We start from the raw sequence: 12,850 nt of genomic DNA on the forward strand, positions 1-12,850 counted from the left end.
CGACATCCCCAACCCCGCACCGACCTGACCAAACACTACTAGCCGACTCATGCGGCGTAGGTAGGCCGTGTCCATCACCAGGGCGCCGGCCCCGGGGCGCAGAACGGGAGCATCCAGCGCGTGCCGTCGACCGATTATTCCGCTTTGAGCCACTATGAGAAGTGATTACCCACCCATTCAACCGCTTGTAAAAATGATCCCGTAAGCGCATAATTCGAGGAAATTTGAATGGGGAGAAACTGTGACAGCACTAGAAGAGAAGCTGGCCCGCTACAAGGCGCGGTCGAGTGACACAGAAAAAGAGAAGCAGGAGCGAGCAGAGGGAATGGCTCGTATTGCTGTTGGCGCATGGACCGGCTTCGATGGCATCTCATTGAGCTTCCTGCCCAAGGGCTCCTATAAGAACAACACCAACGTACGTGCGGACAGCGACGTCGACATTGCGGTTATCCACAAAGGGTTCTACTACTACGACGATAGTGCCATTCGTCAGGGCGATAAAGTAACTCACTCTCCCGTCACCTGCAAGCGATACGACGGTGCCGAGTTCCGGGCTGAGCTCGAAAAGGCAATGCGCTCTGCCTATGGCCCTGACTGTGACACGTCAGGTTCGACAGCCATTGAGATCGCGGAGAATAGTGGCCGTGTGAAAGCAGACGTCGTACCGTCCTTCCAGCACCGCAAGTATTACTACGACACACAGGGAAACATACGCTACTTCGAGGGCACCACCACACGGCGCACGAACGGCGAATGGGTTGTTAATTACCCCGCCCAACAGTACGCGAACGGTGTTGCCAAGAACGACTCAAGCCGAACGGGGAAGCGCTACAAGCAGATGGTGCGTATTCTAAAGCGGGTCGAGAACGACCTAGTAGCCGCAGGCAAAATCGAGGCGTTGCCGAGCTACTTCATGGAGTGCCTCGTGTACTGCGCCCCTGACACCCTCTTCAATCATCAGAGCAGCACGCCGCTTACCGATGACTTTTCGGCGGTGGTCAGTCACATTTGGAACAAGACCAAGCCCGATGGAGAAGCTAAGGGGTGGTACGAGCCGAACGGGATCAAGCCGCTATTCGCCGACGGTCAGAAATGGTCAATGGAGCGAGCGCACCAACTCACCCTGAAGACCTGGCAGCATCTGGGGTTGGGTAGCTGATGAACTCTAAGGTTCGTATCGGTATTGGCATCGCCGCTCTCGTTGGCCTGGTGCTTGCGGTCCTCGCAGGACAAGGCATATCGCAAATCCCCTTTCGGGTATTCTCCATTACTGGAATGCTAGCCACATTGGTGTTCGCGCTATGGGAGCGGTTCATCTGGAAGTGGAAAGCGGTCCGGTATTTCACAGGGGTTCCCTACGTCGCTGGAACATGGCGCGGGGAGTTGATCTCCTCTTACATCAAGCCTGATGGAACGCAGGTTCCCCCTATCCCAACAGCCTTGTATATCTCTCAGACCGCTTCCAGGGTGACAGCCACCCTCTTTACAGGAGAGTCCAAGTCTTTTAGTGAGCACGCTAAGCTCATTCATGACCCAGATGGCCGCTGGAGGCTTAGCTGGCAGTATGTGAATACACCTCGTCCTGGCGTTCGTGACCGGAGTGAGCGCCATCGCGGTGCGGCTGAAGCCTTTATAGGGTCACAACCTGGCGAGGGGCTAGAGGGATCTTACTTTACCGACCGTCGTACAGATGGTGAGTTGCATCTTACGGAATGGTCGTCGGCTCGCTATGGAAGTGCGGCGACAGCGCTCGCGGGGGACGGTTTCCGTGATGCCCAGCCGTACGTGCGAGAAAACTAAGACGGGAGCAGGAGACTATGACGAAGCGCTATATTCAGCAGTTCATGTGGGGCTTTCAAGAGCATTTCCGGGGTTCCTTAAATTTGGAATGTGATTCGGTACTTAGGTTTATTGGTTTCCGTGGCAACCCAAAGGCGACTCTTGTGGGGTTTGAGGTGGCTGGTGAACATGAATTTAGCATTTGTATCGAGCAAGAAGAAGGGCTATTCAAGCCGTCAGACTTAGCTGATGTCGAAAGGCGGGCGGTACAGAAGTACAAGAGCCACCCAGAGAGCAAGATTATTAACACGGATCAGAGGACTCACGATAATCGTCAAAGGGGAATCCTGAACCGGATGAGAGCCGAGGCTCTTGAGGAGACGCTGGGCACACTACCGGGCCAGGAGCAGAGACTGTTCTTTGCAGCGAACTCGGTACGTGTAGATGATTACGAGGTTCATGTGATCATCAGCGTTGATCGGTCAGCAGTTGCAGCTGTACCGCAGATCAAGACAACTGTCCGGGATCGCTTTACCATTCGCCCTTCCCTGTTTCATGCCGTCATGATGCGCATGCTTGGTCTCGCCGCCCGATCTCTTTACTTCCCCGACCCGGGCGCTGGCCTTTCAGCTCTGGGCACAAACTACGGCGAAGTAGTTCGCACAGCTACCGAGTCTCTAATGCGCGACATTCTGTACTGCGCGGGATATTGGTTTGGCAGTGATGCCGACTCGCTGATGAATACTTTGTCTTCCTTGCCCTACGAGGGCCGCGCCGGCTCAGGGCGTTTGGTGTTCGCCAAATTCGATAATCCAGCAGTTGACGTTTCGGTCAAGCTTCGTAGTCCAGTTGGTACGCGCAAAACGTTGGCCGTGCGCAAGCTCTTGGAAGCTAGCGGGCCGAGAGCGGATGTCCTATCCGATGGTGAGAAGGTCTACGGTCTAGGTCTCATCAAACCTGACTATGACCCAGAGACCGAAACAGTTTTCGTCGTGACTTTCAATTCCCGTGGTACATGGGAACTTTCGCATGCAGGCGTTGCGCTCCTCACTGTCAAGGATGGGGTTCCCAGCTTGCCGACACACGTGCTTGATGAAGATTACCTCAGTGACCTAGTGGACCGACTGTTCCCTCAAAGCGACGATACTGCCCTATTGGAAGCTGCTCGGGCTGCCGGAGAGCACAGGCATGGCGCCATGCTGGTAATCTCCGCTGACGCCGCTGGTGAGGCAGAGCGGCTCTCGCCCCAATCTTGGGCTGTAGAGCCTGCCCGGATTTCTCCGGCCCTGATTACCCAGCTTACTGATATGGATGGTGCAGTACTTATAGACCCTACAGGTCGATGTCATGCCATCGGAGTGATCCTAGACGGGACTGCTCGCGGTGAAGGTGATCCGGCCCGCGGAAGCCGACTCAATAATGCAGTGCGATATCTCGGGAGTGAGCCGCCACCGGCTATCGTGGTGGTCTATAGTGCTGATGGCGGAATTGATATTCTTCCCCATCTGCATCCTCGGGTGCGTGAGGAGGATGTCAGCAACGCAGTATCCACTTTTGTCGCACTGGCAACCGAGCAGCCGCCTAGTTTCGAGATCGCCAAACGGGCATGGAAGGTAGTGGAATCGTTCAAGTTCTATCTGTCCCAAGAGCAATGTGATGCCGCGAATCAGGCGCACAACACTCTGGAGGACTTCCGCATGAAGAGTAGCAACATGCGTATGCAGGAACCGCCGCTAAAGCCTAATGCCGCTATGGACGAGACGTATTGGCTTTAAGGCGACGCTAAGTGAGGAGTGATCTGCCAGCTCTTGATTTTCCGGATCAGCCTGTGCCGCCCAGGGCCGGTTGATCCCCTCAACCTAGCTGCGCAGGGCGAGGGTGCCATGAGGTAATGACTGTCGTGGATCAGAACTCGCTGCGGAAGCTCGTGGAGGGGCAGCTCCTCCGGCTGGAGGGCAACGCCTTCCAGGACTGCGTGGATCGGCTCGGCCAAGAGCTGTATCCCGGTGACTATCAACCCGTACGGGCGGCCGGACCAAGGGGTGACACCAAGAACGACGGCTACTGCCCGCAGGCCCGAGTCTTCTTCGCGGCGCATGCCACGCGCGGCGAGCGGATCGACAAGACCAAGGCGAAGATCCGCGGTGACTTGGAGGGCTGTCTGCAAGAGCACCGTGACGTGAAGGTGTGGCGCTTTCTCACCAACGACACCTTGCCGGGCGAGGTTGACCAGTTCATCGACAACGAGCTGCGGCCCCACTACCCGGGGATCACCATCGAGGTGTGGGGGCTCAAGACGATGGCCGATCAGATCTGCAAGCTCAAGCGCGAGCAGGTCGACAAGGTCGTCGACGTCAACTTCGGGGCAAGACGAACGGCTCAGAGCGAGCCGCAAGTTGTGCAGTTATGTCTCGTCACCACTGGCCGCGACATCTGGCCGATCCTCTCGGCTTCCATGGCCTGGATGCCAGCAGATGAGCCGGATGATTGCACTGATGAGGAGGAAGACCTCATCGACGCGGTCGTCCAGACCTTCACGGACTGCCTTGAGATCTCCGAAGACATAGAAGTGTCGCGCTCTTCGGTGCGTGAGGCCCAGCGAGGCATCACCGGTCTCCTAGACGAGCTGAGAGCCAAGGGACTCGCCGTGTACGCGGGCGCCGTCGACAACCATCCCATCGGCGGCGGAGCCGCGCCGCTCCTGGTGACCATGGCGATATTCAAGATCACCCGGATCAGCAGTCGACCGTCGTCACCCTGATGCAGCTGAGGTACGAGAACCTCCTCGTCCGAGATCATGGGCGCTGATGGGGCGGTGCTCAACGCGCAGCAGAGGGGCGTTCAGAACCGCGCGTTCTCGATCGAGGCCGGCGCCGACCGTAGACCACCGGCACCCAACCCCGCCGCGGAGGCAGCGAAGACGCCGCTGACCACGCCGACGCCGGCCGTAGCCCGTGGTGCACCTAGCTTCGACGCCCCGTACCGCAGCCCTGAAACCGAGAGCTCTAGCCGGACCAAGCCGTGACGAGAGCGTGTCCGTACTCATGGACGCCGGCTGTTCCTTGTAAAAACTGCTTCTCAGGCTCGCATACGCCTCTGCTGGTCTTCTCGGACCATGAGCAGGACGATCGGGTCGGCGCCGCAGGTGCGGGCGAACCGTTCAAGCATGAGACGGCTGGGTAGCTCCGCTCCGGCGAGTCCGCCGCGAAGTCCTCCAGATCACACCGGACCGCGGCCAACTCCTCACCCAGCACACCCGATCAACGACACAACAGATCAAGCGGACACGCCACCATCGAGCGAACCTGACCAAGCACTACTAGCAGTTGTACCGATCAACCTCGTGCCGGCATGTGGCATCTGTAACGGGCTAAAGGGCGAACGTGTGCCGGAGACGGTTGCGGAGCAGACACTTCACCCGTACTACGACGATGTGGCAGACGAACAGTGGCTCCATGCCGGATTGAAGTGGACCGAGAGCCGCCCGCCAGAGATTACGTACTCCATACGTCCTCCAGAAGGAGCGGACACGGTGCTTGCCGCCCGTGTGATTCGCCATTTTCGGATTTTCAGTCTTGCCGAGCTCTACGGCCCCAATGCCGTGCGTGAGATGAGCAATATTCGTGGAATTCTCAAATGTCTGAACGCCGGGACGCGGCATAAATATCTGCTGCTGGCGGAAAACAGCGTGCTTATTGACAAAGATGCAGGAGGTCAAAATCACTGGAAGAGGGCTCTGTTTCAGACGCTTGCGCGAGATTCCAGGTATCTCGAAGGTGGCTTCGACCAGTTCTGATCCAGGGGGAACGAACTCGCCATCGAGCTTGGGCGGTCGGCCTCGTTGGGGTCGTATGTGTGCATGTATCGACCGGTGCATGACGCGGTCGGACCGGAGCCGGCCCACGATCTCGACAGGCATTCTTACAGACGATGCGGCGGATCTCGGTGTCGAAGTGCAGGCACTGAGCTTCTTCGAGTTGGCCACCGAACGGGTGATGGGGCGGAATCGCAACGAGCAAGGCCCCCGCGCTGTTGATCGAGATGTCTGACGTCTCAATCACTTTGCTCGGGGGCTTCGTTCGTTGCTGTGCAGCGCTCTGCCGGAGGTGGGGCCGTGGTGCCGGTCGCACAACACCGCGGCCCTACGGCTCAATGTGGTCAAAGAGCGTTATGGAGCGCTGGGCCGGTCCCGGCAGATCGCGGCGAAGTCGCAGGCGGCGCAGGTATTGCACCAGGAGGTCTTGCGTGGCATGTGGTTGTGGCGGAGTTGCTCTCCGGCCTTGGCAACCTTGCCGGAAATCTCCTTCAGGAGGGTGTCGTTGACCTCCTCGCGGCTGCTGCGGCTGCCTTCGTCAAGGTTCAGGACCTCGACGAGATCGGCACGCTTGCCGCTCAGCTCCTCGTATCCCGCTACGTAGATGTGCAGTTGATCGCGGGTGACAGCGTCAGCCTGGGCGCGCTCCTTGGACTTGAAGTCCACGATGGATTGCTCACCGGTGTCGATCCGGCGGATCAAGTCGATGCGTCCGCTGACGGTCACCCCCGGCGTGAGGTGTACCTCCACCGGCTGCTCGGAGTGCTCGGTGAGGGCAAGTCGCGAGCCGTTTTCGCGGAGGTAGCGGTGGACGGAGCGGATGGCGGCGTTGCGCAGCTGTTCCTTGAGCGGCTCGGGCGCGAACGGAGCGTGCAGGTGCCGGTCAACGAGCGCCTCCACCTCCGTCGTGTCGACGATGTCGCCCTTCACGGCGCGCTTGTGCACCTCGGCCATCACGTCATGGAGCGATTTGCCGTACCCGAGTTCCTTCTGCAACGGCGAGTCGAAGCCGTACAGAAACCGCAGCTTGAACTGGTACGGACATTCGAACAGGTACTTCAGCTCGCTGAAGCTGAAGACGATATCGGGCGTGTCGGACAGGGGGGTTGAAGGCAGCCGATTCAGCGTGGACTCGTGGGGCCTGGCGGCCTCCCGGGTCAGAACGTAGGTGTTGCGGGTCGCCTCGGCGAAGAACTGCGACTCCCGCTGGTAGAGCTTGCCCGGCCCGGGGGAGAAAGAGAGAGCGAGGTACTTCTGGGCGCGGGTCGCCGCCACGTAGAAGAGCCGGCGCTCGTCGTCCTCGCTGCCGCGGTAGCGGTCGGCTTCGTTGACGGCAGCCTCCGGGACGATGTGGAACACACCGAGTCCGCCCTGCCGCTTGCTGGGGAAGCGGTTGCGACGCATACAGGGCACGAACACCGCCGGCCACTGCATGCCCTTGGCTTGATGGACGGTGGCGATCGTGACGGCGTCGGGCCGGGCATATCCGGCGTCGGCGTCACTCTCCTCGTAGTAGTCGCCGGCCTGGTGCTCCAGCCACTTGGCGAAGGCGGCGAACCGGTCGGGCGGACTGCTGAGGAAGTGGATGCGCTCGTAGTCGCCGATGGCGGTGCTGAACCGTCCTAGGTTGTAGAAGGCGAGCTCGCTGCGCTCGCGTCCGACCTCAGCCGTGAGGTGCTCCTCGCGGACGCCGACCTCGCCCAGGAAACGCTGGTAGGTGCCCTGGATCGTGTAGGCGTCCCAAGGCATGCCCTCCGCCCAGCCGCGGGCCTCGTCGAGGATCTTCCCCCCGCGCTTCAGGGCCTCCTCGCGGAGCCCGAGCCGGGCGTCCGTCCACGCCGTCACGACGGCGTCACCGTCGACGGCTCCGGCGATGTAGTCGAAGCAGGTCTTGGCGGCCTGGACCTCGGGCGTCTGGAACAGGCGGCTCAGGCCCTTGATGATGTAGCGGATTCCCCGGGCGCGCATCTCCGTGACCAGCGGATCGGCGTCACCCGACACGCTGCGGAAGAGGACAGCGAAGTCCGAGTACGCCAGGCCCCGTGGCGGCGTGCCGGCATGGTCGGTGAAGGGCAGGCCGATCATCCACTCGATGCGGTCGCAGATCCACGTGGCCTCCTCCTGCGGCGTACCGAAGGAGAGGGCCAGCAGGTCGCCACGGCCGTAGCTTTGGTGTCCGCTGGCGATCATCGACTTGCTCAGCCGACGCAAGGGATCGATGCCCTCCGCCACCCGGCGTGCAAGGTCCACCACCGCCTTGGACGAGCGGAAGTTCTCGTTGAGCGTCACGGTCTTGGCGCTGCTGTGGCGGGTGGTAAACGTCAGGATGTTGTTCACCGCGCTTCCGCGCCACTGGTAGATCGTCTGGTCGTCGTCCCCTACGACGCACAGGTTTGCGCCGAACTGGATGAGGCCGGCGATCAACTGCTCCTGGACGGGGTTGGTGTCCTGGTATTCGTCCACCACGACGTAGCGGACCGTGTCCCGTACGTGGGCACGCAGATTGACCACGGGTTCGGTGGCCGGCCCTCCCGTACTCGGCGGCGGGAGCAGCAGGTCTGCGGCGAGGCGGAGGATCTCGCTGTAGTCGAGGTAGTGAAGGCGCTGGAGCAACGCCCGGTAACTGTTCAGGCCGTCGAGTACGTCCGACGGCAACTTGTCCTGGTCGATTTTGTCCTCGCGGAGCATGCCCAAAACGCGCTGGTAAAGACGGGAGTTGACGTACCGCTTCATCGGGCGGGTCGGTTTGCCCTTAGTACGGATCTGTGTTGTTGTCAGTCCGCCAGCCCGGCTATTGCGGTCGATCAGAACACGAGCCTGCACATCGCTGAGGACAGTGCATTTGAACGTTTCCGGCACTTGGGACTGCAGCATGCTCAAGGCGTAGCCGTGCATGGTGCCTACGAAAAGCTCGGCCAATCCACGTACATCACCCAGTTCCTCTCGGACGCGAGAGACGATGCGCTGCTTCAGTTCTCCGGCCGCCCGGTCGGTGAACGTGAAGGCGACAATGTGCCGCGGCTCCACACCGGGCAGTCGGAGCAACTTCACCACCCGCCGGGCGATGACCTCTGTCTTTCCGGATCCAGCGCACGCGACGATTCCCAGGTGCCTGTCCACGGTGTTGATCGCTGCCAGCTGATTTGAGGTCAGTTGCACCGAGGTGCCTCCACGCGTCACGTCGGGGACCTGCTCCCCGAGCGATGAAATGTGTACCAAGCAGCACTGACAGTCGTTTCGTTACTCCAGCGCCTTCCCTGTCACCAGTTCGAATATTGATTGGTGCGTTTGTCGAGCAATCCGTCCAATGGCCTGTGGTTAACTCCATCAGGGGGGCACTAGTCCATCACTCCAACGTGCGTGACTGTTCGACATCAGTCTCTGGCGTGTTCGATACATCCACTGGAGCCGGGGGGAGGCGGCGAGCACTGCCGGGCGGCTCACCTGCGCCAGGAGGCGCACCCCACTCTCGGTTGCAGCGTCCCGAATTCGTTTACGGTCCGCGAGGTCGAGGGAACGAGTGATGAGTCTTGGCGGCATGCAGCTCAGGCACGGCTTGGCAGTGGTAGGAACGACGCGCTGCCGACCGCGTCGGCTGGCTTCCGGACAATCGTCGTGCAGCGCAAGCGACCTGTGCCGGGAAATCGAACCGGAAGCACCAGGCGCTTAGAAGGCACGTGCTCTGTCCGCTGAGCTACGGGGGCTGACCTGCGTAAACGCAGCTTCCGGGTCCTGTCCCTCAGGTCGCGGGGGACGCATGGGGGAATCGCTGGTCCCTGGTGGCTAGGGAAGGCGAGTGCTCTCCGGCCGGCTCGTACGTAGGCTCTCACATCACCTTCACGCCCTCGTGGCCTCTCGCGGAAACAATCCCGCACCTTTTCGGCGTTGATGACCTCCGAGCCGAGGAGGGGTCGAGCCTGAAGTTGTTTCGCATGGACATGGTGAATGGCGGCATGACCGAGGTCGTGCCGCGTCTTGCTGAGGTCGAGGCCGATGTGCAGGGTCTTGTCGAGGCGCACATGGAGACGCTGCTGGGGGTGCGGTTCCTGGCGAGCGAGTACGGAACGGGTCCGGTGCACGGGGGCCGGATCGATTCGCTGGGGCTGGACGAGAACGGGTCGCCGGTCCTCATTGAGTACAAGCGCGGTGTCGACGCCGGCGTCATTAACCAGGGGCTTTTCTACCTCTCGTGGCTGATGGACCACCGGGCGGAGTTCGAGCACCTGGTCCGCGACCGGCTCGGGGTGACGGCCGCGTCCCAGGTCCTGTGGAGCGGCCCACGCCTGATCTGTATCGCTGGCGACTTCACCCGCTACGACGTGCATGCTGTGCGCGAGCACCGGCGGTCGATCGACCTGGTCCGCTACCGACTCTTCGGCAGCGATCTGCTCGGGCTTGAGACCGTGGCGTCGGTGAGCGGCGGCATGCGGGTGGCCCGTCGGGCGCGTCGGCAGGCGGTTGCTCGGGCAGCGGCCGACGTTCAGGGCGCGTCGATGGTGGAGCTGGCGGGTGCGGTGGACGAGGCGCTGCTCGGGCTCGGGGGCGGCGTGAAGCGTGTCGAGCGCAAGACGTACCGGGCGTACCAGCGGCTGCGGAACTTTGCTTGCCTGTGTCCGCCGCAGCGGAGCAAGGTGCTGGTCTACCTGAAGGTCGATCCGAAGGACGTCGACCTCGTACCCGGATTCACCCGGGACGTGTCCGGGCTCGGTCACCACGGGACAGGCGACCTGGAGGTGCAGCTGCGTACCCCACGGGACGTGGAGCGGGCACAGGAGCTGTTCCGGGCAAGCTTCGCAGCAGCATGATCGCCTGTCGGCCTGTCGGCCTGTCGGCCTCTCGGTCGTGGCCGCTTCGTGGCTGTTCTGGTGGCTGTTCTGGTGGTCGTGAGGGCGAAGTCTTTCGACGTGCGAGTGGGGCGTGGCGGTGGACTATCAATGATGCGCGGGATCGCCGGTTTGGCTAACCGGCGATCCCGCGCTATGTTGCGCGCTCGGCGGGCGGCGGCTATCGACTGTCCACGCCTGAACGGCGGGGCGGCGGTGTTGAGGATGGGCCTTGCCCTCAGGCAGGGAGCTTTGCACCGAACCAGGCGCCAGTGGCTAGTAGTGCTTGGTCATGTGCGGTTCGTGATGGCGTGTCTTCTTGATCGTCGTGTCGTTGACCGGGTGTGCTGGGTGAGGAGTTGGCAGCGGTCCGGTGCGATCTGGAGGACTTCGCGGCGGAGATGTTCGAGCCGTTCGCGCGGTCGGATCAGCGTCGGTGGGGCGGGGTCTATCTGCGGGGTCTGTTGCTGGACGGCGGGCGCAAGTCGGTAGAACCGATGGCCGCCCGCCTGGGCGAGGACGGGAACCGGCAGGCCCTGGCCCACTTCGTCACCTCCAGCCCGTGGGATGCGGCGCATGTGCGGGCCCGGCTGGCCTGGCGCATGCAGCCGGTCATCAAGCCCACCGCGCTGGTCATCGATGACACCGGGTTCCTCAAGGACGGGGACGCGTCGGCGTGCGTGACCCGGCAGTACACCGGCACGGCGGGCAAGGTCACCAACTGCCAGGCCGGGGTCTCGCTTCACCTGGCTTCCAACAGCGCCTCCGCAGCGGTGAACTGGCGTCTGTTCCTGCCCGGGAGCTGGGATCCCGCCTCGCCGAAGGCCGATCCGGTCAAGGTGGCCCGCCGTGACAAGTGCGCCATCCCTGCCCAGGTGGGGCATGTCGAGAAGTGGCAGCTGGCCCTCGACATGATCGACGAGACGCGGTCCTGGGGCATCGAGGTGCCCCAGGTCATTGCCGACGGCGGCTACGGGGACACCGCCGCCTTCCGGCTCGGCCTGGAAGAGCGAGGTCTCGACTACGTGGTGGGCATCTCGACCACAACCACCGCACAACCCGAAGACGCACAACCGTGCACACCTGCCTACTCCGGCCGCGGCCCGCATCCGGTTCCTGCCTACCCCGAGCCGGCCCAGCGAGTGAAGAGCCTGGTCATCGCGGCCGGCAAAGCGTCCGCGCGGCCGGTGCAGTGGAGGGAGGGATCACGGCCGGGCAGCGGCCGCAGCGGGTTCAAGCGCATGTACTCGCGCTTCGTGGCCCTGCGGATCCGGCCCGCCGGACGTGAGATCCGCAAGGCCGCGGCCACCGCCGAGCTTCCGGTCCGCTGGCTGCTGGCCGAATGGCCCGCCGACCAGAACGAGCCCGTGCAGTTCTGGCTCTCCAACCTGCCCGAGACCACCCCGCTGCCCGTCCTCGTGCGCACCGCTAAGCTCCGCTGGCGCATCGAGAACGACTACCGCGAGATGAAACAGGCGCTCGGTTTGGCCCACTTCGAAGGCCGCAGCTGGCCAGGCTGGCACCACCACGTCACCCTCGTCTCGGTCGCCCACGCCTTCTGCACCCTCCAGCGACTGACCCGATCCCTAAAAGAGACGGCGCCGGCCTGAGCCTCTACCGAGTCGTCCGCGAGCTGCAGCTACTCCTCGCGACCTGGACCGGCGCCTGCCCTACCTGTCACCGCGACTTACCAGATCCCGCGCCGACGTGACCACGCCCTGCTAGCAGTTCTGGGTGGTGAACTTCGTTGCAGGTTCTGTGCCGGTACCCGTATCTGCCTCCGGCAGAGCCCATCGGGCAATGCTGCCGTAGTGGTCCTCGATCAACAGCTTTCCACCTTTCACGGGCACGTTGAGGTCGGTGATGGCCCTGTACTCGTCATTGGCCTTGACCGTCGCATAGGGGGTGAAGGCGTCGATGCAGCCCTGCCAAGGCGCATCGGTGTAGTCCCAGGCTTCGGCCATCTCCGGACCCCGCGCCCACTTGATGTGGTTGTCCGTCTGCTGACCAAGGGTCCCGCCCGTCGCAGATTTCATGGTGAAGGCGACGGCCAGCGCGTACTTCCCGTTCAAGGGAAGCGTCTTGTCCTTGGCGAAGGCATCCCGGTAGGCAATGCCGGTGAGTGTGATTTGCATGGGGCGACCTTCATCGTCCCTGAGCGTGACGGTCTGGCCGATCTGCCGAAGCGCCGGGTCCGAGGCGCCAGCCTCCCCCGGTGCCTGACTCACCGCTTGCGGTGGCCGGGAGTCTTGGCCACCTTCGGCTTCTGTGCACCCCGCCACCGCAAGGGAAACCGCCAGCGTCACGACCGCTAATGCGTTCTTCATGGATGAAGCACCCGCCCTCTCCTCGTTGCCATCGGGACATCTGCCTGTGCGCTAGTCCTTGCTGCGCGTCGAGTACATCTGCCTCGTCCCACAGGCATTTCGTGTCG

General features: G+C 62.2%; 9 protein-coding genes. 7 read left to right on the plus strand and 2 right to left on the minus strand.

Features of this window, described 5'->3' with window-relative positions:
- The first annotated feature begins 241 nt into the window (after positions 1–241).
- From ACHFIV_RS11490 to ACHFIV_RS11510, 5 genes are all read left to right on the plus strand, one after another.
- A complete protein-coding gene (locus ACHFIV_RS11490; RefSeq protein WP_398966509.1) occupies positions 242–1,159 on the plus strand; it encodes a nucleotidyltransferase in 918 nt (305 codons plus the stop codon).
- Positions 1,160–1,275: 116 nt separating this feature from the next.
- On the plus strand, positions 1,276–1,800 hold the full coding sequence (locus ACHFIV_RS11495) for a Cap15 family cyclic dinucleotide receptor domain-containing protein (RefSeq protein WP_458575930.1): 525 nt from the start codon (positions 1,276–1,278) through the stop codon (positions 1,798–1,800).
- Positions 1,801–1,817: 17 nt separating this feature from the next.
- The gene (locus tag ACHFIV_RS11500) at positions 1,818–3,554 is read left to right on the plus strand and encodes a diadenylate cyclase (RefSeq protein WP_398966513.1); all 1,737 of its coding nucleotides are present in this window, start codon (positions 1,818–1,820) and stop codon (positions 3,552–3,554) included.
- Positions 3,555–3,679: 125 nt separating this feature from the next.
- Positions 3,680–4,540 carry a hypothetical protein gene (locus ACHFIV_RS11505; protein ID WP_398966515.1) on the plus strand — a complete coding sequence of 287 codons (861 nt, stop codon included), beginning with the start codon at positions 3,680–3,682 and terminating at the stop codon, positions 4,538–4,540.
- Between the two features lie 624 nt (positions 4,541–5,164).
- Positions 5,165–5,575: a hypothetical protein gene (locus ACHFIV_RS11510; protein ID WP_398966517.1), complete on the plus strand. Its 411-nt coding sequence runs from the start codon at positions 5,165–5,167 to the stop codon at positions 5,573–5,575.
- A gap of 372 nt (positions 5,576–5,947) precedes the next feature.
- On the opposite strand, the gene ACHFIV_RS11515 is transcribed toward ACHFIV_RS11510, so the two are convergent.
- Positions 5,948–8,752 (minus strand): ATP-dependent helicase, encoded by a 2,805-nt coding sequence (locus tag ACHFIV_RS11515; protein WP_398966520.1) that lies wholly within the window; start codon positions 8,750–8,752, stop codon positions 5,948–5,950.
- A gap of 794 nt (positions 8,753–9,546) precedes the next feature.
- On the opposite strand from ACHFIV_RS11515, the gene ACHFIV_RS11520 reads away from it, so the two are divergent.
- The gene (locus ACHFIV_RS11520; RefSeq protein WP_360287142.1) at positions 9,547–10,398 is read left to right on the plus strand and encodes a DUF5655 domain-containing protein; all 852 of its coding nucleotides are present in this window, start codon (positions 9,547–9,549) and stop codon (positions 10,396–10,398) included.
- A gap of 362 nt (positions 10,399–10,760) precedes the next feature.
- Complete coding sequence (locus tag ACHFIV_RS11525) at positions 10,761–12,026, plus strand: IS701 family transposase (RefSeq protein ID WP_398966522.1); 1,266 nt, start codon at positions 10,761–10,763, stop codon at positions 12,024–12,026.
- 111 nt (positions 12,027–12,137) lie between these two features.
- Here the strand turns inward: ACHFIV_RS11525 and ACHFIV_RS11530 are convergent, their stop codons facing one another.
- Positions 12,138–12,743: a hypothetical protein gene (locus tag ACHFIV_RS11530; protein ID WP_398966524.1), complete on the minus strand. Its 606-nt coding sequence runs from the start codon at positions 12,741–12,743 to the stop codon at positions 12,138–12,140.
- Between the last annotated feature and the right edge of the window lie 107 nt (positions 12,744–12,850).

This window comes from Streptomyces sp. ALB3 (genome assembly GCF_044385685.1).
In the GTDB taxonomy this organism is placed as follows: domain Bacteria; phylum Actinomycetota; class Actinomycetes; order Streptomycetales; family Streptomycetaceae; genus Streptomyces.

Excerpts from the sequence above, each read along its gene's own strand:
- ACHFIV_RS11495 (WP_458575930.1), top strand. The coding sequence starts at position 1,276 with ATGCTAGCCACATTGGTGTTCGCGCTATGGGAGCGGTTCATCTGGAAG.
- ACHFIV_RS11500 (WP_398966513.1), top strand. The coding sequence starts at position 1,818 with ATGACGAAGCGCTATATTCAGCAGTTCATGTGGGGCTTTCAAGAGCAT.
- ACHFIV_RS11520 (WP_360287142.1), top strand. The coding sequence starts at position 9,547 with ATGACCGAGGTCGTGCCGCGTCTTGCTGAGGTCGAGGCCGATGTGCAG.
- ACHFIV_RS11530 (WP_398966524.1), bottom strand. The coding sequence starts at position 12,743 with ATGAAGAACGCATTAGCGGTCGTGACGCTGGCGGTTTCCCTTGCGGTG.